The organism is Nocardia grenadensis, from assembly GCF_050942415.1.
Lineage (GTDB): Bacteria > Actinomycetota > Actinomycetes > Mycobacteriales > Mycobacteriaceae > Nocardia > Nocardia grenadensis.
Window position 1 is genome coordinate 5,262,603 of record NZ_CP192054.1, and the last position, 23,843, is coordinate 5,286,445.

Below are 23,843 nucleotides of genomic sequence, written 5' to 3' on the forward strand. Positions count from 1 at the left end.
CCTGCCCGGCTCCGGACGTCCGGTACCGTTCACCGGGCGTCCGGCCGGAGCAACTCGGTCACCTCGGCGTCGTCGAGCTGGTGGAAATCGCGGTAGGCCCCGCCCACCCCGGCCAGCGCCGACGGCGCCTGCGGGCACACCACCTCGTCGGCTTCGGCGCGGATCCGGTCGAGCGCCTCGGGCGCCGATACCGGTACCGCGACCACGATCCGCCGCGGCTGCCGGGCCCGGGCCACCCGGCAGGCCACGACCATGGTCGCCCCTGTGGCCACCCCGTCGTCGACGATCACCACGGTCCGGTCCCGTAGCGGGATCGGCGGGACTTCACCGCGCCAGACGAGGCGGCGGCGGTCCAGTTCGGCGCGCTCGGCCGCCTCGATCGCCTCGATCCGCGCCCGGTCCAGTCCGGTCTGGCGCAGTACATCGGCATTGAGCACCCGCGCGCCCTCCTCGCCGATCGCGCCCGCCGCGAGCTCCGGCTGCCAGGGCACCCCGAGCTTGCGGACCAGCAGGATATCGAGATCGCCGCCGACGATATCGCGAACCGCCGCCGCCACCGGGACCCCGCCGCGGGGCAGTCCGAGCACCAGCGGGTGCTCCGCACGCAGGTGCGTCAGTTCGCTTCCCAGTGCGCGCCCGGCGGTGAGACGGTCGGCGTAGAGCATTACCTGTCGACGCTACTCGCTTCCGGCGCGGTGACCACGAATCTCCGCAGCGCAAGACTCGGGTTGGTCCGCCGGACCCGGTCCACCAGGCCGGACTCCAGCTCCGCGACGGCGATACCGGGCGCGTCGGCCAGTTCGGCCAGCACCCGGCCCGCGGGGTCGACGATCATCGAGGCACCGGCACCGCGCGGCCCGCACTGGTCGGCACCGGCCACATACACCGTGTTCTCGATGGCTCGGGCCCGCAGGAGCGTGGTCCACTGATCGACCTTGCCCGGTCCGGGGATCCACTGCGCGGGCAACAGCAGGACCTGCGCGCCGGACACGGCCAGTCGCCGGAACCCCTCCGGGAAGCGGAGATCGAAACAGGTCTGCAGTCCGAAGGTGAGTCCGTCGGCGGTGAACAGTGCCGGTTCGTCCAGCGGTCCGGGCGCCACCACCTCCGATTCGCGCTGACCGAACGCGTCGTAGAGGTGCACCTTGCGGTAGTGCGTGCGCAGGGAGCCGTCGGGACCGAGCACGACCAGAGTGTTGTGGATCCGCTCGTCACCGGGCGGGGCCGTCTCCACCATCCCGGCGACCAGGTACACCCCGGTCTCGACGGCCAGTTCCGACAAGGCGGTGACATACGGGCCGTCGAGCGGTTGCGCGGCGGCCAGGGCCCGCTCGTCGAGCCGGCCGAGCGCGAACATCGAATACTCGGGAGCCACCACGATCCGGGCGCCCTGCTCGGCCGCTGCCCGCACCTGCGCGGTGAGTGCGGCGAGATTGGCCTCGATATCGGTATGCGGTGCGAACTGCACGACCGCGAGAACCGTCGTACCGGCGTGCGGAGGGTCGGAGAGCTCGGTGGGGGCGGCGTTCATGCTGACACCGTATGGGCCGGTGGGCCGGACGACCAGGCCGTACCAGTAAACTCCTGGTCAATGAGCACCAATGAGGGCGACGACAACCTGGGCGAGAACCCCGGGGAGACCGAACCCGAAACCGCCGGACCGTCCTTCGCAGATCTCGGTATCGATGACCGCATCCTTTCGGCCATCGCCGACGTCGGCTACGAATCGCCCTCCCCCATCCAGGCCGCGACCATCCCGCCGCTGTTGGCGGGCACGGATGTGGTCGGTCTGGCACAGACCGGTACCGGTAAGACGGCGGCCTTCGCGATCCCCATCCTGATGGGCCTGCTGCAGGAGCATCCCGCCGGCAAACAGCCGGCCGCGCTGGTGCTCGCGCCCACCCGGGAACTGGCGATCCAGGTCGCCGAGGCGTTCGGCCGCTACGCCACACATATGCCGGGCACCCATGTCCTGCCGATCTACGGCGGCCAGAGCTACGGGGTCCAGCTGTCCGGTCTCCGGCGCGGCGCCCAGGTGGTGGTGGGCACCCCGGGCCGGGTGATCGATCATCTGGAAAAGGGCACCCTGGACCTGTCGAAGCTGCGCTATCTGGTGCTCGACGAGGCCGACGAGATGCTGAAGATGGGGTTCCAGGAGGATGTGGAACGCATCCTCGCCGACACCCCGGCCGAGAAGCAGGTGGCGCTGTTCTCCGCCACCATGCCCGCGGCGATCCGCAAGATCTCCAAGCAGTACCTGCGCGAGCCGGTCGAAATCACGGTCAAGGCCAAGACCAGCACCGCCACCAATATCGCCCAACGCTGGGTGTTGGTATCGCATCAGCGCAAACTCGACGCGCTGACCAGGATCCTCGAGGTGGAGTCCTTCGAGGCCATGATCATTTTCGTGCGTACCAAACAGGCCACCGAGGAATTGGCCGAGAAACTGCGCGCCCGCGGTTTCTCCGCCGCGGCCATCAACGGCGATATCGCCCAGGCCCAGCGGGAACGGACCATCGGTCAGCTGAAAGCGGGCACACTCGACATCCTGGTCGCCACCGATGTCGCCGCCCGCGGGCTCGATGTGGACCGGATCTCCCATGTCGTGAACTACGACATCCCGCACGACACCGAATCCTATGTGCACCGCATCGGCCGGACCGGCCGCGCGGGTCGTAGCGGCGAGGCGCTGCTGTTCGTCGCCCCGCGCGAACGCCATCTGCTCAAATCCATCGAACGCGCCACCCGGCATCCGCTGACCGAGATGCAGCTGCCCAGCGTCGACGATGTGAACGCCCAGCGGGTCGCGAAGTTCGGCGACGCCATCACCGAGAATCTCAGCTCGGACAATCTCGCGCTGTTCCGCAAACTGATCGAGGACTACGAGCAGGAGCACAACACCCCGCTGGCCGATATCGCGGCCGCGCTGGCGGTGGCGGCGCACGACGGGGACAGCTTCTTCCTCGAACCCGAACCGGAGCCGGTGGAGCGGCCGCGGCGCGAACGGGCGCCGCGCCGGTTCGAGGAAGGCGGCTTCGAGGAACGTCGCGGTGCGTCCCGGCATCGCGCGACCGGCGCGGAGTTGGCCACGTACCGCATCAGCGTGGGCAAACGGCACCGGGTGGTGCCCGGCGCGATCGTCGGCGCCATCGCCAACGAGGGCGGCCTGCGGCGCAGCGATTTCGGGCATATCAGTATCCGGCCGGACCACAGCCTGGTGGAACTGCCCGCCCAGCTGCCGCCGGAGACCCTGGAGGCATTGCGCAGCACCCGCATCAGCGGTGTATTGATCCAGCTGCAGCTCGACCAGGGCCCGCCCGGGCATCGCTTCATCGGCCGCGGCCCCCGGCGCGACGGCCCGAAGCGTCAGGATCGCCGGAAACCGCGTTCCTGACGCGACGGCCCGTTCCACCAGGTCGGACCCGATGGCTACAGTGGGGCCCGTCCGGCCCGCGCGCGAGCGCCGGCCGGAGTGGCACTGGGCGCAGGAGGGCCGTCGTTGTTCGTTGTCGGTGATCGGGTGGTGTACGGCGCCGCGGATCTGGTGCGCGCCGCGCGCTGCGAATTCGCGCTGCTGCGCGCGCTCGACGCCGAACTGGGCACCGTGGGCCCGCTCCCCGATGGTGACAACGGGTACGCGACAGCCGATCACGCGCGCGACGGCCACGCGATCACGGCAATCGACCGGGTGCTCGGTGATATCCGGCAGCGATACACGAGTGCGCTGATCGAGATCCCCCGGCCGGGAGTGTCGCCCGATGCGCTCGCGGCGCTGTCCACGGCGCACACCGAAACCCTCGCCGCCCTCGACTCCGGCGCACCGGCGGTGCGCGATCCGCTCATCTCCGACGGGGAGGTGTTCGCCTCCGCCGATCTGCTGACCCGCACCGCCGACGGTATCCGGCTGCACGGCGTCGATACCGACGGTTCGGGACCGGTCGCCACGGCGCTGCGGATCACCGTCGCCGCGGCGCTGTTCGAGCAACGATCGGTCCGGGTCGCCCCGCAACTGTCGGTCCACTCGGAAACCGGCAGCCACCACGTCGAGCTCTCCGACACCCGGCCGGTGTATTCGGCCCGGCGACAACGGGTCACCGAGATCCTGGCCGAGCATTCCAGCGAACTGCTGCCGGTGCAGTGGGGCGATCCGCGCTTCCGCGCCTGCCACCGGTGCGCCGTCTGCCGCGCCGCCCGCGCCGAGGCCCGGGATCTGCTGCTGGTCGCCGGAATGGATCTGCCCACGCGGGCCGCTCTGCGCGCGGCCGGTGTCGCCACCATCGACCGGCTCACCACCCGTACCGTCGCCACCCCGGAGATACCCCCGCGCCTGCTGACCCGGTTGCGCACCCAGGCCTTCGTCCAGCTGCGCCAGGAACATTCCGGCCGCGGCGAATACGTCACCGCCGACCCGTCCGCCCTCGATATGCTGCCCGCCGCCACCCCCGGCGACCTCGCACTCGACGTCGACGAGGTCGCCCCGGGCCGGTTACGGATCGAGATCGCCGCCCGCGATACCGTCCGCCTGACCCGTGAGATCCCGCTCGAATCCCCCGGGGTCACGCTCACGCGACGGCACGAACTGCGCGCCGTGGGGCGCCGGGCCTTCACCGATATCCTCGCCGCGCTCACCGAACCGCTGCTGGCCGAGCCCGATCTGCACATCTACCACTACACCGCCGCCGCCCGGACATTTCTGTTACACACCGCCGCCCGGCTCGGCTTCGGCGAGGAAACCGTGGACGTGCTGCTGCGGGCGGGCACCCTGGTGGACCTGTATCCGATATTCCGGGGCGCTTTCGTCGCCGGATCGCAGACCTACGCGCTGCCCGCCGTCGCCGCGGTGCTCGACGGCACCCCGGCGGATCCCGGGGCCCGTACCGTGCTGCGGCTCGCGGACCGGTTACGCGCACAGATGGGCGTTCCGCCGGTCGGGCACGTCCAGACGCTGGACCGCCTGCTGCGTGAAACGCCCTCGGCGCAACCCTCGTCCACCGAGGCCGCCCTGGCCGAATTCGCCGCGCGGCGCCCGGACGTGGAGACGGAGGACCCGGCGGAACCGCACCGGGTCGCCGCACTGACCTCCGCGCTGCTCGGCTATCACCGCCGGGAACAGCAGACGGCCTGGTGGGCGCATATCGACCGGTTGACCCATCCGCCGGCCGACTGGGCCGCCGCACCCGGGGTCATGGTGGCCGATTCGGCCGCGGTCGATACGAAATGGCATATCGGTCCCGGTGATACGGTGCGCCGCTTCCTGCGGATCACCGGCCGGCTGGCCGGTCCGGGCCTCGCGCCGGGCACCACGGTCTGCGTGGTCTACGAACCCGCGGGACGCGCGCCGCGGGCCGTCCGTACCTGCGGGAAGGCCACGGTTCTCGGCTGTGCGGTGGACACCGATTTCGCCGATACCGTGCGCCTGGAGGAGACCCTGGCGCCCGGGGCCGAACCGCACGACGAACTGCCGGTCGCGCTGGCACCGGCACTGCCGGACCCGCCCGTCGCCGCGGCGGACGCGGTAGAGGATATCGGCCGGCAGCTGCTCGTCTCGCTGCCCGCGATCCCCGCGTCGCCGCTGTTCGACCTGCTGACCCGCCGCCCACCCCGCCTCGGCGCCACCGCCCCGGGCACCGCCGGGTCGCAGCTACCGCCCGCCGGGGAAGACCCGCGGGCCGCGATCTCCGCGGCGCTGCGCGACTTGGATCGTTCGTATCTCGCGGTGCAGGCTCCCACCGGAACCGGCCGGACCGCCGTCCTGGCCGATGTGCTGGCCGCGCTGGTCGCCGGAGACAACTGGCGGATCGGTATCGTCGCGCCGACCGTCGCGCCGGTCGAGAATCTGCTCGACGCGGTGGTGCGCGCGGGTGTGCTGCCCGAGCTGGTCGCCAAGAGCGACTCGGTGGCCGTGGCTCCCGAATGGCTGATCCTCGAAGCCGACCGCTATCCCCGGTTCCTGGCGAACGCGATCCGCGGCTGCGTGGTGGGCGGCACCCCCGCCGACTTCACCGACCCGCTACGGATCCCGCGTGATTCGCTGGACCTCCTGGTGATCGCCGACGCGAACGCCTTCCCACTGGCGACCACGGCCGCGGTCTCGGTGAGTGCCCGCAATCTGCTGCTCACCGGTGACCCGGCCGCCCGGTACGATCCCGATCCGGGCCCGCATCCGGAACCGGTGCGCACACCGGCCCTCACCTGGCCGAGTTCCGGTCACGTGACACTGCCGTCCACCCATGGATATTTCCTGGGCCGGACCCGGCGCCTGCATCCGCGGTTGAGCGAGGCGCTGTCACCGCTCTACTTCGACGGCCGGTTGCGGGCGTATCCGCCGCCCGCCGAGCCGTTCGCCGATGCCGTCGAGCCCGGAATCATTACGGTGCCGGTGGAGCACCACGGCGACAGCACGGCCTCCGACGCCGAAGCCCGCGAGGTCCTGCACCAGATCCGGAACCTGCTGGGACAGCGATGGGATGACGGCACCGGGCCCCGGCTCCTGCAACCGCACGACATTGTCGTGGTGTCCCCGTACCGTGCTCAGGTGAGCCGGATCCGGAGCCTGCTGGCGCGGGCGCGGTTCGAGGAAGTATTGGTGGGCACCCCGGATCTGCTCCGCGGACGAGAGGCGGCGGTGGTCCTGCTCTCCCTGGCGGCGTCGAGCCCCGAGGATTCGCCGATCACCGTCGGTGCGCTGCTGTCGCCCGCACTGGTACACGATGCGGTGGGCCGGGCCCGCCGGCGCGCGGTGATCGTACGTTCCCCGCTACTCACCGAATTCCTGCCGGAGACGCTCGATGAATTGGCGAGTATTTCCCGGTTCGTGCGATTGGAGAACCGATAGGTATTCACGGACCGATTCATCCTGCTGGGACAGTCGGTGCCGTTACCCGGAATTACTCGGCCCGAGAGGAATTACCGCCGAATATGGGCCACGCCGAATTCGTGTCGGCCTCATCCGAAACATTTACCTTCACCACGATATGTGGGCACCGCCGCGCGCGAGCCGTCACCGTCCACCAGATACAACCGGTCGAACCGTTCACACAGCTCACCGGCCTTGGCATGCCGGAACCACACCCGGTCCCCGATCGACAGATCCGCGGCGCCGGCCAGCGGCGTCTGCACCTCGCCCGCCCCTTCCGTACCGAGCAGCCGTAATCCCTTCGGCCACACCGGTTCGGGCACCCGCGTCGCCCCCGCCGGCCCGGATGCGATATATCCCCCGGCGAAAACCGTAACCATTCCGGGCGCCGGCCGGCGCAGTACCGGTAACGCGAAAAACATTGCGGGCCTTGGACGGAACGATCGATATCCGTCGAACAGCGTCGGTACGTACAGGCCCGATCCTGCGGTGATCTCGGTGACGCCCGGTGCGGCGGCGGATAATTCGATCGAACCGGTACCGCCGCTGTTGACGATCTCGAGCGGACCGGTCACCGCGTTTACGGCGTCCAGCACCGCGCCGCGGCGGCGGCCGATCTCCCGAGCGGAGGCCTTCTTCACCAGCCGCACCGGCAGCGAGGTGTCCGGCAGCCCGGCGATCTGCGCCTCGTAGGTCATCAGCCCGACCACCCGGAATCCGCGGGCGGCGGCCGTCTCGGCCAGTTCGGCGGCCTGGTCCGGGGTCCGGATCGGCGAGCGACGCACCCCGAGATGCACGGGACCGATCCGCAGCGAGGCGTCCACGTCCAGGCAGATCCGGGGATGCACGGTCGCGCTGCCGACCGCGGCCCGAATGAGGTCGAGCTGCGCCACATCGTCGACCATCAGCGTGATCGCCGCCAGCAGGACCGGGTCGCCGCCGAGTTCGGCCAGCGCCGCGCGATCGGCACTCGGGTAGCCGAGCAGCACATCACGGGCGCCCTGCCGGACCAGCCAGATCGCCTCGGCCGCCGAATAGGACATGAGGCCGGCGAAGCCGCCCGCGGCGGTCAGCCCGGTACCGAGCACTTCCTCCAGGACCGCGCGGCAGCGTACGGATTTACTGGCCACCCGGATGGGCCGGCCCGCGGCACGGCGCACCAGGTCGGCGGCATTCGACCGCAGTGCGGTGAGGTCCACCGCGGCCAATGGCGGGTCCAGGTCCGCGGTGGCCGCGTGCAGTGGGGCAATCGGCGAGGTCGCACTCACCCGGACCACTCAACCATCGTACTGGTCGAACGTCCAGCTTTATCGAGAGGAGTTTCCGGTGTCGATCGCGCGGGTGATCAGATTGGAGACCAGATCGTCGAAGGCGACCAGGACGACCTCATCGTCACAATCGGCCAGCCAGCGCAGCACCGAACCCTGGACCACCATGATCACGTAGGACGCCACCGATTCGACCGGCTCGATCCAGCGGGTGCCGGAACGTGCAGCACACAGCTCGAGCCATTCGATCACATCACGCTGCTGGGCACGCTGCCGCTTGGAGACCACCGGGTCGGGCACATAGTCCGCGGTCGAGTCCCAGTGCCGGCACAGCGTCTGCACGGTCTTGGAGTAGGCGTGGATCTGCTGCACCGGCGTCGCCTTCACGAGCGGCCAGTAGGCGCTCACCCCGGCGTGCAGCAGCACCCGCAGCGCCCGTAATCCGGTGATATCCATAACCGCGTCGGCATGATCGACCGCTTCACGCACGGCCGACCGAATCCGGACCTCCGCTATTTCTCCACGTACGCCCAACGCAAGCTCCCTCGGCAAACAACTCGCACACTGCGGACCGAAAACTCGGCACCGCAGTGGCCGGCCGGATCGGTAGGCATAGGTCGGGAAATCGCAGCCTATCCAATCCGTCTTCTCGATATTAGAAGGTTTTCGGGGTTTGAGAACAGTTCTGGCTGGAAACTCGTACCCGAAGACTGTTTTCACGGTCCCGGCGGCAGCGAATCCGCATACCTCGGGGAACCGGTACACGTGCGTCCGGCCCACCTGGACCGACCCCCGGGAGACGTACCCGTACCGCCACAGCGTCTCATGACAGAGACCGTCGGCCAGTCTACGACCGTGGTCCGGCGATCTTCGACGGCTGTGCGGCATCACACAACGCGCCCGGTCGGGCGCCCGTTAGCCTGATGCGGTGACAAGCTCTCCCCTCGCCGGGCATCTCCGGATCAGCGGCACCTTCAACTTTCGAGATCTCGGCGGATTGCGCCTGCGCGACGGCGGGACGACACGCCCCGGAGTCCTGCTCCGGTCGGCTCAGCTCAGCCGGCTCGACGACGCCGGCCACACCACCCTCCGGGAACTGGGCGTCGCGGCGGTCCACGATCTGCGCGGTCATCTCGAGATCGAACGTGCCGGCGCCGACCACCTGCCCCCGGAGATCCGGCTGAACATCACCCCCTTCGACGACGGTACGGTCACCGCGCCCCCGCACGAGGCGGGCGCGGGCCGGGAAGACGCGCCCGGCGCCGCCCTCGCCTACATGATGGACGTGTACCGCAATTTCCCGGCCCGGCCCGAGGCGCACGCCGCCATCACGGCCCTGGCCGAGGCGATCGTCGCCGACCGCGGGGCCGTCCTGGTGCATTGCGCCGCCGGTAAGGATCGCACCGGCTGGACCATCGCCACGCTGCTGCGCGCCGTCGGGGTCGCCGAGTCCGAGATCTTCGCCGACTACCTGCTGAGCAATCAGGCGGTCGCCGAACTGCGCACCTCGCTGAAGGACGAGTTCGGCGCGGAGCTGCCGCAGGCCGTGCTCGAGGTGCGGGAGGAATACCTGCGCGCGGGTCTGGAATCCGGTCTCGAACTGCACGGTGATTTCGATGCGTATCTGAGCGCCGCCGGACTCACCCCCGACCTGCGGGAGCGGCTGCGGGAACGCCTCGTCGCCTGACGCTCAGGCGCTGCGCCGGACCAGTCCGTCGGTGCCGATGCGCACATGATCGCCGGTATGGAACCAGCTACCGGTGAAACGGTCGGCCGTGCGCTGCGGGTCGTTCCAGTAGCGCCTGGTCACATTGGGGCCGCGGCACAGCAGCTCGCCGCGCCCCGACGCGGCCTCCGGTCCGCACAGCGCCAGCTCGGTACCGCCGAACGGGAACCCGAGCACCGTACCGTCGGCGTCGGAGGCCAGACCGGCGGTCGGCCCCAGCGCAAGGCCGATACCGCTGGTCTCGGTCGCACCCCAAACCGCCCACTGCCGGGCCGCGGGGAAGACCGCACCCAGATCACCGGCGGGCGTCGACCCGGGCTCCCCGGTTTCGGCGCGACGACCGGCCGTGCTGATCCGGATCACCCGTTCGGTGCACAATCCACCGGCCCGCCCCGCGGCCAGCTCGGGCAGCAGGCCGCCGAGAACACGGGCACTGGCGGCGAGCGTATCCACACCTTCCTCGGCGATCGCCGCCGCCACCGCGCCGGTGCCCTGGGCCAGGACCACGGTGCCGCCCACCGCGAAGGTGGGCAGCAACTGGTCGACACAGCCGCTGGCGTGGGCCAGCGGCTGTAGCACGAGGTTGCGCATCCCGTCGGTGGGCAGATCGAGGGCGGCGACCATCGAGCGGATCGCGGAGAGCAGATTCTCGTTGGTCAGTTCCACCCCCGTCGACACTCCGCCGGCCCCGGCACCGCTGGTGTAACAGAGCAGCGCCAGATCGCCGAGCGACGCACCGTCATCGATGAACGCGGCGCCGGCGGGCAGATCGGCGGCCCACCGGCTGTCGCTGCGAGTGGCGCCACAACCCCGGTCGGGCGGGCCCAGGACGAAATCGGCATCGCTGTCGGCGATGACCTCGTCGGCCGCCTCCTGCGGCAGCCCGTGATAGACCAGAACCGGTACCGCCCCGCTGAGCAGCGCTCCGAGGAACGCCTGCACCCAGCGCACCCCGGGGGGCATATGCACCGCGACCCGGTCCCCGTAGCCGATCCCGTGCTCCTGCAGCCCACCGGCCACCCGGGAGGCCGAATGCCACAGCTCCCGGTAGGTCAGCCGGCCGCCGCCGACCTCGACCACGGCCTCCCGGTTGGAGAACGCGTGCACCTGGAGATCGAGGAGCTCGGTGAGGGCGGGACCGAGATTGCCGTAGCGCAGGACACCGTCCGCGCCGCGCGACAGCGGCGCGGCGGCGCCGGCGTCGACGATATGGAACTCCACCGGCTCCGGCCGGCGGCCGGAGCCGGTGGACTGCCGTGCCGAGCCCGACGGACCGGCCGCGGGCCCGATGGTCGTGGTCGTACTGCCTTGCATCGGACCTCCGCACAGTCGAACAGCCTGACACTTGTGACTATATGATGCAGATCACAAATTCGGGTGCGGAGTCGGCGAATCGCCCGGGCCGATGACGAAATCGTCACCCGGTGTGTGTCAGCGCCCCCGGTAGGTGGCCTTCCCGGGTCCCAGTTCCAAGAAGCTGCGCACCGCCCGCGGCAGGTCCTCGGTGGCGAACAGGTCACCGGACACCTGCGGGGTCACCGAATCCGCGTGCGCCACCCCACCCGACCGCCACGCCTCGATGATCCGTTTGGTGGCGGCATGCGCACGGGTGGGCCCCTCGGCCAGCCGGTGGGTCAGCGCGACCGCCGCAGTGTCGAGATCCTCGTGGATCTGGTTCACCACACCCCATTCGCGCATGGTCTCCGCGTCGTACAGGTCACCGGTCATCACCAATTCGCGGGCCCGGCCCGACCCGGCCCGTTCGGCCAGCCGCTGCGGCCCGCCCATCGACGGCGTCAACCCGACCACGATCTCCACCAGCCCGAACTTCGCCTTCGGCGCGGCCAGGATCAGATCGCAGGCCAGCGCGATCTCGAACGCCGCGGTGAGGGTGAGCCCGTGCGCGGCGAACAGCACCGGGCAGGGCAGTGCCTCGATCGGATGGCCGATCCGGGCGAAGAGGTCCTGCCACAGCTGGGCCCCCTGCGCGGCGGTGAGACCGTCGAAGGTGTGCACATCCACCCCACCCGAGACCACTTTGCCCTCGGCCCGGATCAGCAACGCGCGCGGCGGCCGTGCCGACAGCTCGGCGAGATCCGCGACCAGGGCGTCGAACATGGCCTGATCGAACAGGTTCAGCGGGGGGCTCGCCAGCGTCAATGTGGCGACTTCGGCACCGCCGGCGGTGACCGTGCGTTCCAGCCGGGTGGGTTCGGTAGCGCTCATACCGTGATTATCAAGTATGAGCGGGGCCCTCCGTGGCTACGCTCCGCTACCGCCTCCGGGCCTGACCCGCTCATACCGTCGGCTCATGGGCCCACCCTGCGAGACTGGTCCCATGACCGACTCGGAAACCGAACAGGGCGCCTACGTCGAACCGGGCGAATTCACACGCGACACCAACTACATCACCACCCGGATCACCGCCGACGGCCGCGACGGCTACCCGGTCGAACCGGACCGGTACCGGCTGATCGCCGCTCGCGCCTGCCCGTGGGCCAACCGCACGCTGATCGCGCGCCGCCTGCTGGGCCTGGAATCGGTGATCTCGCTGGGCCTGTGCGGACCGACCCACGACAAGCTCAGCTGGACCTTCGATCTGGACCCGGGCGGGGTGGACCCGGTGCTGAAGATCCCGCGCCTGCGCGACGCCTACCTGGCCCGCTTCCCCGGCTATCCGCGCGGCATCACGGTGCCGGCGATCGTCGATATACCGACCGGCCAGGTCGTCACCAACGACTACGCGCAGATCACCCTCGACTTCTCCCTCGAATGGACCGAGTACCACCGCGACGGCGCGCCGCAGCTCTATCCGGAAGCGTCGCGCGCCGAGATCGACGAGGTGAACGCCCGGGTGTTCCGCGAGGTGAACAACGGCGTGTACCGCTGTGGTTTCGCCGGCGCCCAGGATGCCTACGACGCCGCCTACGACCGGCTCTTCACCGCCCTGGACTGGCTGTCGGACCGACTGACCGGGCAGCGCTATCTGGTCGGCGACACCATCACCGAAGCCGATATCCGACTGTTCACCACCCTGGCCCGGTTCGACCCCGTCTACCACGGCCATTTCAAATGCAACCGCAGCAAACTCAGCGAGATGCCGGTCCTGTGGGCCTACGCCCGAGACCTGTTCCAAACCCCCGGTTTCGGCGACACCATCGATTTCACCCAGATCAAGGACCACTACTACAAGGTCCACACCGACATCAACCCGACCCGGATCGTCCCCAAGGGACCGAACCTCGCCAACTGGCTCACCCCCCACGGCCGCGAATCACTCGGCGGCCGCCCCTTCGGCGACGGCACACCCCCACCACCCCCGGTCCCGGCCGAAGTGGTCCCGGCGGACCACGGGGCCCGGGAGACGGGAACGCCGTAGGTGCGACGGGGCGCGAACTGTGGACAGTCCGGCGGGTCAGTGGACCAGGAATCGATGCGTATGGCCGCCGAGCAGTGGGCTAGTGGGCTCGCTCCCTGAAGAGTGGACCTGCTCGCAAAGGTGAGCGGGCGGGCTTGCACGCGAAGGTGCTGTGTTTTTTGGCGCCGCCTGCGGCGCCGCCAATAAACACAGCGTCGGAACCCGGGAAAGGGGTAGTCCGTTACCAGTCAGAGCGAACGTCCGGCCGCCGTGCCCTACAGTGCACAGAGGCCGTAGAGGAGGGATGACGCCGTGCGTAACGGGGCATTGGAAAAGGCCGTGGTCGAGGCGCTGGATCACGGTTCCCGGCTACAAGCACCCGCCGTCGCCAAGTATGTCGCGCGTTTGCGGCGCGCACATCCCGACGAGTCGCCCGCGCAGCTCGTCGAGCGGCTGGAACGCCAGTATCTGTTGGCGGTGACCGGTAGCGGTAGCGCGGTCGGGGCGTCGGCCGCGATTCCCGGAGTGGGGACCATCGCCGCGTTGGCGGCGGTGAGCGCGGAGACCACGTTCTTCATGGAGGCGTCGGCGTTGTTCACGCTGGCGGTGGCCTCGGTGCACGGGGTGCGGCCGGAGAACACCGAGCAGCGGCGGGCGCTGGTGCTCGCGGTGGTGCTCGGTGACACCGGGATGGAGATCGTGCAGAAGAGTGTCGGGACCTCGGCCAAGAACTGGGGCACCGTATTCGCGAACAAGATCCCAGGTCTGTCCGGGATGAACGATTCGCTGCTCAAGCGGTTCATCGTCCGCTTCATCACCAAGCGTGCCGCGCTGATGGCGGGCAAGGTGGTGCCCGCCGGGATCGGCGCGGTGATCGGCGGGGTCGGTAACCGGGCGCTGGGCAAGGCGACCGTCAACAACGCGCGCAAGGCGTTCGGCCCGGCACCGGCGTATTTCCCGGACGAGATGGTGATCGACGCCCAGGTGCCGACCGTGCTGGAGCAGCCGAAGAAGTCGCTGCCGCAGGGCGCGCCGAGCGAGCCGGCGCGCGATGAGGTCGGTGTGCGTGAGCGACGGACCCAGCCACCGGCCGGGCCGCGGTGACGCCCTCGGCGCGCCCGGCGATCACGGTCCGGGGTCTGACCAAGCGGTACGAGGATTTCAGCATCGGCGCCCAGGACATCTCCTTCGATGTCGCGGCGGGTACCTGCGCGGCGCTGGTGGGTCCGCCCGGTTCCGGGAAGTCGACGGTGGCCGGGATCCTGCTGGGGCTGCTCCCACCGACGGCCGGGTCGGCCACGGTGACCGGCGGCGGCCGCAGTTCGGTGGTGGGTGCCGTCCTCGCGCCGCGTGGTCTGCATCCACGCCGGACGGTCCGCGATCATCTGCGGGTCTACGCCGCCGCGGCCGGCTGCCCGGACCGGCGGGTGCGCACCGTTCTGGAGATCACCGGTCTCACCGAGCGCGCCCGCGCCGTCCCCGACGATCTGTCCCCCGGCGAGGAGACCCGCGCGGCGCTGGCGACGGCCCTGCTGCCCGACCCGCGACTGCTGGTGCTCGATGATCCCGCCGCCGGTATGCAGCTGGGCGAACTGTCCTGGTTGCAGGGCTTCCTGCGGAGTCACACGCGACGCGGCGGTACCGTGCTGTTCACCACGCCCAGCCTGGTGACGGCCCTGCCGATCGCGGACCATCTGGTGGTGCTGAGCGGCGGGTCGGTGGTCTATCAGGGCAGCCCGGCCCGGCTGCGGCGCCGTAACCCGGATCGTCTGGTGGTGGCGTCGTCCTCGTCCATCGCCGTCGCCACCGCCCTGGCCGCCCGGGGTTTCACCGACGCGGTGATCCGGCCCGACGATCAATTGGCCGTGGCGGACGCGACCGAGGACGATATCGTGGCCGCCGCCCGCGCCGCCGATGTCCGGCTGGACCACATAGTCGCCGATCGGATCCATCCCGACCGGGTGCTCGCCTCCCTGACCCATGCGGCCGCGCCGCAGCCGGTCGGGCCCGGTATGCCGCCGCCCACCTCTCTGCCGTACGGGGTTGCCCGATGATCGATATCGTCCCCGCGGAACTGATTCCGCCGGTCCTGTCCGAGTACCGCAAAGCGGTGACCCTGCGCTACACCCGGGTGCTGGCCGGAGCACTGGTCGCGATATCGATCGTGACCGCTTCGGTGACCGCGATCATGGCCGGGCCGCGTGACCCGGACAGCGATCCGGTGACCGGTACCGCGACCATCGGGCTGTATCTGGCGCTGTTCGCGGTCGTGCTGGCGGCGGGTGTTTTCGGGGCCGCGGGCGCGGCGGGCGAGCACCAGCACAACACGCTGGTGACCACCGCGCTGTTCACGATGGACCGGGATCGGCTGGCCGGGTCGAAATATCTGGTGACCGCCGCCGCCGCGGTCGTGGCCGCGCTGGCGGTCGAGGTCGCGGCGATGGTGTGCCTGCTGCTGTTCGGCCGCGGCAAATTCGAGATCACGGCCGCCTTGTTCGGGGTGCTCGGTGGCGGTCTGCTGGCCGCGGCGTGCTGGGCGGTGATCGGCACCGGGCTCGGGCTGCTGCTGCGCTCGCCGGCCCTGGCGGGCGGCGCGGTGCTGGGGTGGCTCCTGCTCGCCGAACCACTGCTGTGGGTGGTGACCGCCGGGATCGGGCTGCCGGGCGCGGCGACGCTGCTGCCGGGCGCGGCGACGCTGAGTACCGTCCTGGTCGGCTCGTTCGCCGACAGCGATCTGCTGGCCCCCACACCGGCCGCCATCGTGGTGCTGCTGTTGTGGTCCGTCGGAGTCGGCGCGGCCGGCTGGTGGGCGCTGCGCCGGGCCGAACTGTGATCCGCTGAGCCTGTCCCGGCGGGAGCGCCGGGAACAAGACCTTGTCGCCGGGTGTCGTTATGGTCGATGACTGGTCCAGGCGAAGGGGGGCTCATGGGTAGCGGTGCACGGCCGGGATGGCTTCGCAGGCTGTGGTCGGAGTGCCGGCGCTACGGGAGCACGCTGGCCGGTATCGCCGTGGCCCTGGTGGCCGGCGCGGCGGCCGAGATCGTCGCACCGCTGCTCACCAAATGGGCCGTGGATTCGGCCACCAGCGGCGCCACCCGGGTGATCGGGATCGTCGCGGCACTGCTGGCCCTGCTGGCGGCGGGCCGGTTCGCCGCGTCCTTCGGGCGGCGGATGCTGGCCGGCAAATTGTCATTGGACGTCCAGCACGGGCTACGGGTGCAGTTGCTCGGTTCGTTGCAGCGGCTGGACGGCGCCGGTCAGGACGCGCTGCGCACCGGCCAGGTGGTTTCCCGCTCGATCACCGATCTTCAGCTGGTGCAGTCGCTGCTGGCGATGGCCCCGCTCTCGGGCATGTCTTTTCTGCAGTTCGTGCTCGCCGCGGCGGTGATGCTGTGGCTGTCGCCGCCGCTGGCGGCGGTCGCGCTGCTCATGGTGCCGCTGGTGATCGTGGTGGTGTACCGGATGCGGCCCCGGCTGCACGCCGCGACCTGGTCGGCCCAGCAGCGGGCGGCCGAACTCGCCCAGCATGTGGAGGAGACGGTCACCGGGGTACGGGTGGTGAAGGGGTTCGGCCAGGAAGCCCGCATGGTCGATGTGCTCGAACAGCACGGCCGCAGGTTGTTCGCCGAGCGGATGCGCGCGGCCCGGATCAACGCCCGCTTCTCCCCCACCCTGGCGGCGATCCCGCAGGCGGGCCTGGTGGTGGTGATCGCCGTCGGCGGCTGGCTCGCGCTGCACGGCCAGATCGGTCTCGGCACCTTTCTCGCGTTCAGCGCCTATGTCACCACCATGACCACCACCGCCCGCACCATGGCGTCGGTGCTCATCCTGGCCCAGCTCACCCGGGCCGCGGCCGAACGGGTGTATCAGGTGATCGACGCGGGTCCGGCGGTGGCCGACCCGCCGCGGCCGGTCGCCGTGCCGGAGGGCCCTCTGGGGATCGAACTCGACGGGGTGAGCTTCGGCTTCGACACCGCCCAACCGGTGTTGCGCGACCTGGACCTGCGGGTCCGGCCGGGCGAGACGGTGGCGATCATCGGACCGGCGGGGTCTGGCAAGACCACGCTGTCGCTACTGCTGCCCCGGTTCTACGCGCCCGATGCCGGCCGGATCCGGCTGCTGGGCACCGGTACCGCGGAACCGGTGGATATCGCCGAGGTGTCCGCCGCGCAGTTGCGGGCCGCAGTGGGCGTGGTCTTCGACGATCCGTTCCTGTTCAGTTCCAGCGTGGCCGCCAATATCGCTCTCGGCAGGCCCGACGCCACACCGGAGGAGATCCGGGCGGCCGCACGACAGGCCGCCGCCGACGAGTTCATCGAACAGCTGCCGGACGGCTACGACACCGTCGTCGGGGAACGCGGGCTCACCCTCTCCGGTGGGCAGCGGCAGCGCATCGCCCTGGCCCGGGCATTGCTGGCCCGGCCGCGCATCCTGGTCCTCGACGACGCCACCTCCGCGGTGGACGCGGTGACCGAGGCCGCCATTTTCGGTGCACTGCCCGATCAGGGCGCCCGCACCACCATCATCCTGGCCCATCGCGAGTCGACCCTCGCCCATGCCGACCGGGTGATCCGCCTGCCCGAACCGGACACGGTGCCGGTCGCCGGCCCGGTCTACCAGCCCGACCGGCTGCCCGCGCCCGCGTCCGCCGACCGCTTCGGCCCCACCCCCGACCTCAGCGCGACCCCCGAACTGCGCCGCGCCATCGACGCGCTCCCCGCCGCCACCGAACGGCCGGGTCTGGACGAATCCCGCCTGCGTGAACCGGATCCGGGGTTCCGGCTGGGCCGGCTGCTGTGGCCGGTGCGGACCCTGGTGCTGGCCTCGGTGGCCCTGCTGGCACTGGACGCGCTGATCGGGGTCGGCTTCCCGCCGCTGGTCCGTCATGCGATCGATGCCGGGGTCACCGAGGGGCAGCCGGGCGCCCTCACCTGGTCGGCCGCACTCGGTACCGGGCTGGTGCTGGCGGGCTGGGTGGTGGCCGCCGCGACCACCCTGCTCACCTCCCGCACCGGCGAACGGGTGCTCTACGGACTACGCGTCCGCAGTTACGCCCACCTGCAACGGCTCGGTCTGGACTACTACGAACGCGAACTGTCCGGCCGGATCATGACCCGGATGACCACCGATGTGGACGCCCTGTCCACCTTCCTACAGACCGGGGTGTCCACCGCGCTGGTGAGCGTGCTGTCGCTGGGCGGTATCGCGGTCGCCCTGGTGGTGATCGATCTACGGCTCGCGCTGGTGGTCCTGCTCGGGGTGCTGCCGCCGCTGATCATCGCCACGGCGGTCTTCCGCCGGGTCGCCTCGGTGGCCTACACGGTCTCCCGGGAACGGGTCTCCACGGTCAACGCGGATTTCCAGGAGAACATCGCGGGGCTGCGAGCGGTACAGGCCAATCGGCACGAACGACTCGCGGCGCACCGGTTCGCCGAGTACTCCACGAAGTACCGGCGCAGCCGGATGCGGGCCCAGCGCGCCATCGCGTTGTACTTCGCGTTCGTGGCGGCGTGGACCGATCTGGCGCTGGCCCTGGTGGTTTTCAGCGGGGCGCACGCGGTGGCCGCCGGCACCACCAGCACCGGCACCCTGGTCGCCTTCGTGCTGTATCTGGAACTGCTGTTCGGTCCGGTCCAGCAGCTGTCGCAGGTGTTCGACGGATACCAGCAGGCGCGCGTGGGCCTGCGCCGCATCGGCGACCTGTTGCGGACCCCGTCCTCCATCCGTGCCGATCCGCCCGGTGCCGATCCCATCACCGCGGGCTTGCGGGGTGATCTTGCTCTCGACGCGGTACGGTTCCGCTATCCGGGCACCGAGCGTTTCGCTCTCGACGATGTGGATCTGGCGGTCGCGCCCGGACAGTCGCTGGCGCTGGTGGGCGCGACCGGCGCCGGGAAATCCACCATCGTCAAACTGCTCGCCCGCCTCTACGATCTCTCCGGCACCGATACCGGGGCCATCCGGGTGGACGGCGTCGATATCCGCGAATACCGGCTGGACCGCTACCGTGCCCGGCTCGGGATGGTCCCGCAGGAAGCTCACCTGTTCACCGGCGATATCGCGAGCAATATCGCCTTCGGGAAACCTTCCGCGACCGAGGCGGAGATCGAGGCGGCCGCCCGCGCGGTCGGTGCGCGGGAGATGATCGCGGGCCTGCCGGGCGGATTCCGGCGGCCGGTGGGCGAGCGCGGGCGCGGGCTCTCGGCGGGGCAGCGTCAGCTCATCGCGCTGGCCCGGGCCCAGCTGGTGGACCCCGATTTGTTGCTGCTCGACGAGGCGACCGCCACCCTCGACCCCGATACCGAGGAGAAAGTGCTGGCCGCGACCGGATCGCTGGCTCGTCACCGCACCACTGTGGTGGTCGCGCACCGGCTGGCCACGGCCGCGCGGGCCGATCGGATCGCTGTGGTGGAGCACGGCCGGATCGTCGAAGTGGGCACTCATACCGAGCTCGTGGCGGCCGGTGGGCACTATGCCCGCCTCTGGACAGCGGCCGGAAGCGGCGAAGGAATATTCTCGGTCGAGGACGAGTCGTCAACAATGAGGTCGGGATTGTCCGGTGGTCGGTGACCGAGTGGATGTGCGCGGGGGCATATCCTCGTCTGCAGGGCGTATCGGTACCCATCCACCGAGGCCCGTGCCGGGCACGTCACAAACGTCGCAGCGCGAAGAACGAAATGAGGCGAACACCTGCTGTGAGCAGCTCAAAATCCCAGTTCGGTCAGAACCAGTGGCTGGTCGACGAGATGTATCAGAAGTTCAAACAGGATCCATCCTCGGTCGACGCCAGCTGGCACGAGTTCCTCGCCGACTACACCCCCGAGACCTCCGGTGATTCCGGTAACACCCAGTCCGCTCCGGCACCCGCGGCTCCGACCTCGGCGGTGAAATCCGCCCCTGCCGCCGTGCCCGCCGAAAATTCTTCGGTCCAGTCCCGGGCCACCGCCCCGACCGCGCCGGCCACCACGTCCGCTCCGGCGGCCGCGCCGAAGTCCGCCCCGGCCGCCACGACCGCCGCCCGGACCACCGCGGCCGCCCAGCAGCGGGCCCCGCAGACGACCCCGGCCCCGACGTCGAACGCCGCCGCCACCTCGGGTGCGCCCAAGCCGGCGCCGGCCGCGGACGAGAAGAAGGTGCTGCGTGGTGCCGCCGCCGCGGTCGCCAAGAACATGTCGGCGTCGCTGAGCATCCCGACCGCCACCAGCGTGCGGGCCGTGCCGGCCAAGCTGATGATCGACAACCGGCTGGTCATCAACAACCATCTCGCCCGCACCCGGGGCGGCAAGATCTCCTTCACCCATCTGCTCGGCTACGCGATCGTGCAGGCGGTGAAGGCGTTCCCGAACATGAACCGGCATTTCGCCGAGGTCGACGGTAAGCCGAACGCGGTCACCCCCGCGCACACCAACCTCGGTCTGGCCATCGACCTGCCCGGTAAGGACGGCAGCCGGTCGCTGGTCGTCGCCGCCATCAAGGGCACCGAGGACATGACCTTCGGTCAGTTCCACACCGCCTACGAGGACATCGTCCGCCGCGCCCGCGACGGCAAACTCACTGCCGAGGACTTCAGCGGGGTCACCATCTCGCTGACCAACCCGGGCACCATCGGCACCGTGCATTCCGTCCCGCGGCTGATGCAGGGCCAGGGCGCGATCATCGGCGCGGGTGCCATGGAGTACCCGGCGGAGTTCCAGGGCATGAGCGACGAGCGGATCGCCGAAATCGGTATCGGCAAGCTCATGACGTTGACCTCCACCTACGATCACCGCATCATCCAGGGCGCGGAATCCGGTGATTTCCTGCGCACCATCCACAAGCTGCTCATCGCGGACGAGTTCTACGACGAGATCTTCCACGGTCTGGGCGTGCCGTACGAGCCGATCCGCTGGCGCAAGGACGTCAAGGAGCGCGGCGTCGACAAGAGCACCCGGGTGCTCGAGATGATCGCCGCCTACCGCAACCGCGGTCACCTGATGGCCGACACCGATCCGCTGCGGCTGGTCAAGGACAAGTTCCGCAGCCACCCCGACCTCGACGTCACCCAGCACGGCCTCACCCTGTGGGACCTGGACCGCGAGTTCAATGTCGGCGGCTTCCACGGCGAAGAGCGGATGAAGCTGCGCGATGTGCTGTCGGTGCTGCGCGATTCCTACTGCCGCCACGTCGGTGTGGAGTACACCCACATCCTCGAGGAAGACCAGCTGGCGTGGATGCAGGACCGGGTCGAGCAGAGGCATGTCAAGCCGACCGTCGCCCAGCAGAAGTACATCCTGAACCGGCTCAACGCGGCCGAGGCGTTCGAAACCTTCCTGCAGACCAAGTACGTCGGCCAGAAGCGTTTCTCGCTGGAGGGCGCCGAAGCCGTTATCCCCATGATGGACGCGGTGATCGACCAGTGCGCCGAGTACGCGCTCGACGAGGTCGTCATCGGTATGCCGCACCGCGGCCGCCTCAATGTGCTGGCCAATATCGTGGGCAAGCCGTACTCGAAGATCTTCACCGAGTTCGAGGGCAATATGAACCCGGCCGCCACCCACGGCTCGGGCGATGTGAAGTACCACCTCGGTGCGCGCGGCAACTACCTGCAGATGTTCGGTGACAACGAGATCGAGGTCTCGCTGACCGCCAACCCGTCGCATCTGGAAGCGGTCGATCCGGTGCTCGAGGGTCTGGTCCGCGCCAAGCAGGATCTGCTGGACAAGGGCGACGGCCCCGAGGGCTTCTCGGTCGTGCCGCTGATGCTGCACGGCGACGCCGCGTTCGCGGGTCAGGGCGTGGTCGCCGAGACCTTGAACCTGTCAGGTCTGCGCGGCTACCGCGTGGGCGGCACCATCCACATCGTGGTGAACAACCAGATCGGTTTCACCACGGCACCGGAGAACAGCCGTTCCACCGAGTACTCCACCGATATCGCCAAGTTCATCGGCGCCCCGATCTTCCACGTCAACGGCGATGACCCGGAGGCCTGCGACTGGGTGGCCCGCCTGGCGGTCGATTTCCGGCAGAAGTTCCGCAAGGACGTGGTCATCGACCTGATCTGCTATCGCCGTCGCGGCCACAACGAGGGCGACGACCCCTCGATGACCCAGCCGTACATGTACGACGTCATCGACACCAAACGCAGCGTCCGCAAGAGTTACACCGAGAGCCTGATCGGCCGTGGCGATATCTCGCTGAAGGAAGCCGAAGACGCTCTGCGTGACTACCAGGGTCAGTTGGAGCGGGTCTTCAACGAGGTCCGGGAGCTGGAGAAATACCCGCCGGGACCGAGCGAATCGGTGGAGGACGATCAGCAGGTCCCGTCCACCGTGCTCACCGCGGTCGACAAATCGGTGCTGCAGCGGATCGGCGACGCGTTCCTGAACGTGCCCGACGGTTTCAGCGTGCACCCGCGCGTGCAGCCGGTGCTGGAGAAGCGCCGCGAGATGGCCTACGAGGGCAAGGTCGACTGGGCGTTCGCCGAGTTGCTCGCCTTCGGCACCCTGATCGACGAGGGCCGGGCGGTCCGCCTGACCGGTCAGGATTCCCGGCGCGGCACCTTCACCCAGCGGCATTCGGTGATCATCGACCGGAAGACCGCGGCCGAGTACACCCCGCTGCACAACCTCAACAGCGCCAACCCGGGCTGGTTCGCGGTGCACGATTCGGCGCTGAGCGAATTCGCCGCTGTCGGCTTCGAGTACGGCTATTCGCTGGGTAACCCGGACGCGCTGGTGCTGTGGGAGGCCCAGTTCGGTGATTTCGTCAACGGCGCCCAGTCGATCATCGACGAGTTCATCTCCTCCGGTGAGGCCAAATGGGGCCAGCTGTCGGAGGTCGTGCTGCTGCTGCCGCACGGCCACGAGGGTCAAGGCCCGGACCACACCTCCGGGCGTATCGAACGCTTCCTGCAGTTGTGCGCGGAGGGTTCGATGACGGTGGCGGTGCCGTCCACCCCGGCGAACTACTTCCACCTGCTGCGCCGGCACGCGCTGGACGGTATCCGGCGTCCGCTGATCGTCTTCACCCCGAAGTCGATGCTGCGCAACAAGGCCGTGGTCAGCGATCTCAAGGATTTCACCGAGTCCAAGTTCCGCTCGGTGTTCGACGAGCCCACCTACGAGCAGGGCATCGGCGACCGCGCCGCGGTCAAGCGCATCCTGCTGACCAGCGGCAAGCTCTACTACGAGCTGGCCGCCGCGAAGGCCAAGCGCAAGCGTGACGATGTCGCCATCGTGCGGGTCGAGCAGCTCTACCCGCTGCCCAAGTTCCGGTTGAACGAGGCGCTGGAGCGGTACTCGAACGCCACCGAGATCGCCTGGGTCCAGGAGGAGCCGGCGAACCAGGGCGCGTGGCCGTTCTTCGGCCTGAACCTGCCGGAGCTGCTGCCGCAGCGGCTGGGCCGTCTGCGCCGTATCTCGCGTCGTGCCATGTCGGCCCCGTCCTCGGGTTCGAGCAAGGTGCACGCGGTGGAGCAGGCCGAGATCATCGAGGAGGCGTTCGCGCCGACCGACTGATCACCGATACACCGATACGGCCGACGCCGGGTGCGATCCACTCTCGATGTGGTGCACACCCGGCGTCGGCCGTTTCCGGACATCGGCGGGCACGCCGGCGCCACCTGATCCGTCCCGGCGACCGCACTGATGCCGGTG

General features: G+C 69.7%; 15 protein-coding genes. 9 read left to right on the forward strand and 6 right to left on the reverse strand.

Features of this window, described 5'->3' with window-relative positions; translation table 11 throughout:
- Window positions 1-29 precede the first annotated feature (29 nt).
- Window positions 30-665, reverse strand: coding sequence for a phosphoribosyltransferase (locus ACQPYS_RS24150; protein ID WP_063039342.1), 636 nt, complete (start codon window positions 663-665; stop codon window positions 30-32).
- Complete coding sequence (locus ACQPYS_RS24155; RefSeq protein WP_063039344.1) at window positions 665-1,531, reverse strand: carbon-nitrogen hydrolase family protein; 867 nt, start codon at window positions 1,529-1,531, stop codon at window positions 665-667. Before ACQPYS_RS24155 ends, ACQPYS_RS24150 begins: the two co-directional genes overlap by 1 nt.
- Before the next feature lie 60 nt (window positions 1,532-1,591).
- On the opposite strand from ACQPYS_RS24155, the gene ACQPYS_RS24160 reads away from it, so the two are divergent.
- Window positions 1,592-3,394: a DEAD/DEAH box helicase gene (locus ACQPYS_RS24160; RefSeq protein ID WP_245664688.1), complete on the forward strand. Its 1,803-nt coding sequence runs from the start codon at window positions 1,592-1,594 to the stop codon at window positions 3,392-3,394.
- Between the two features lie 105 nt (window positions 3,395-3,499).
- Complete coding sequence (locus ACQPYS_RS24165; RefSeq protein WP_433490902.1) at window positions 3,500-6,835, forward strand: AAA domain-containing protein; 3,336 nt, start codon at window positions 3,500-3,502, stop codon at window positions 6,833-6,835.
- Between the two features lie 110 nt (window positions 6,836-6,945).
- Here ACQPYS_RS24165 and ACQPYS_RS24170 read toward each other — a convergent pair whose 3' ends face one another.
- Together ACQPYS_RS24170 and ACQPYS_RS24175 are read right to left on the reverse strand one after the other, a co-directional pair.
- Window positions 6,946-8,133 carry an amino acid deaminase/aldolase gene (locus ACQPYS_RS24170; protein ID WP_433490903.1) on the reverse strand — a complete coding sequence of 396 codons (1,188 nt, stop codon included), beginning with the start codon at window positions 8,131-8,133 and terminating at the stop codon, window positions 6,946-6,948.
- Between the two features lie 30 nt (window positions 8,134-8,163).
- Window positions 8,164-8,613 (reverse strand): TetR family transcriptional regulator, encoded by a 450-nt coding sequence (locus ACQPYS_RS24175; RefSeq protein ID WP_245664689.1) that lies wholly within the window; start codon window positions 8,611-8,613, stop codon window positions 8,164-8,166.
- Window positions 8,614-9,052: 439 nt separating this feature from the next.
- Here ACQPYS_RS24175 and ACQPYS_RS24180 point away from each other — a divergent pair, with 439 nt between their 5' ends.
- Window positions 9,053-9,811, forward strand: coding sequence for a tyrosine-protein phosphatase (locus ACQPYS_RS24180; protein WP_433490904.1), 759 nt, complete (start codon window positions 9,053-9,055; stop codon window positions 9,809-9,811).
- Between the two features lie 3 nt (window positions 9,812-9,814).
- Here the strand turns inward: ACQPYS_RS24180 and ACQPYS_RS24185 are convergent, their stop codons facing one another.
- Window positions 9,815-11,164 (reverse strand): class I adenylate-forming enzyme family protein, encoded by a 1,350-nt coding sequence (locus ACQPYS_RS24185; protein ID WP_433490905.1) that lies wholly within the window; start codon window positions 11,162-11,164, stop codon window positions 9,815-9,817.
- A 117-nt stretch (window positions 11,165-11,281) separates the two neighbouring features.
- Window positions 11,282-12,076 (reverse strand): enoyl-CoA hydratase/isomerase family protein, encoded by a 795-nt coding sequence (locus ACQPYS_RS24190; RefSeq protein ID WP_063039350.1) that lies wholly within the window; start codon window positions 12,074-12,076, stop codon window positions 11,282-11,284.
- Window positions 12,077-12,188: 112 nt separating this feature from the next.
- Between ACQPYS_RS24190 and ACQPYS_RS24195 the strand changes: the two genes are divergently transcribed.
- The 6 genes from ACQPYS_RS24195 (at window position 12,189) to ACQPYS_RS24220 (ending at window position 23,705) form a co-directional block, all read left to right on the forward strand.
- On the forward strand, window positions 12,189-13,229 hold the full coding sequence (locus tag ACQPYS_RS24195) for a glutathione S-transferase family protein (protein ID WP_433490906.1): 1,041 nt from the start codon (window positions 12,189-12,191) through the stop codon (window positions 13,227-13,229).
- Between the two features lie 306 nt (window positions 13,230-13,535).
- Window positions 13,536-14,312 carry a hypothetical protein gene (locus ACQPYS_RS24200; protein WP_245664696.1) on the forward strand — a complete coding sequence of 259 codons (777 nt, stop codon included), beginning with the start codon at window positions 13,536-13,538 and terminating at the stop codon, window positions 14,310-14,312.
- A complete protein-coding gene (locus ACQPYS_RS24205) occupies window positions 14,309-15,262 on the forward strand; it encodes an ATP-binding cassette domain-containing protein (RefSeq protein ID WP_063039355.1) in 954 nt (317 codons plus the stop codon). The genes ACQPYS_RS24200 and ACQPYS_RS24205 overlap by 4 nt, the downstream gene beginning before the upstream one ends.
- Complete coding sequence (locus tag ACQPYS_RS24210) at window positions 15,259-16,041, forward strand: ABC transporter permease (protein ID WP_063039357.1); 783 nt, start codon at window positions 15,259-15,261, stop codon at window positions 16,039-16,041. The genes ACQPYS_RS24205 and ACQPYS_RS24210 overlap by 4 nt, the downstream gene beginning before the upstream one ends.
- Window positions 16,042-16,134: 93 nt before the next feature.
- Window positions 16,135-19,779: an ABC transporter ATP-binding protein gene (locus tag ACQPYS_RS24215; protein ID WP_433490907.1), complete on the forward strand. Its 3,645-nt coding sequence runs from the start codon at window positions 16,135-16,137 to the stop codon at window positions 19,777-19,779.
- Window positions 19,780-19,955: 176 nt separating this feature from the next.
- Window positions 19,956-23,705, forward strand: a complete 3,750-nt coding sequence (locus ACQPYS_RS24220; protein WP_431941361.1) for a multifunctional oxoglutarate decarboxylase/oxoglutarate dehydrogenase thiamine pyrophosphate-binding subunit/dihydrolipoyllysine-residue succinyltransferase subunit — start codon at window positions 19,956-19,958, stop codon at window positions 23,703-23,705.
- The last annotated feature ends 138 nt before the right edge of the window (window positions 23,706-23,843 follow it).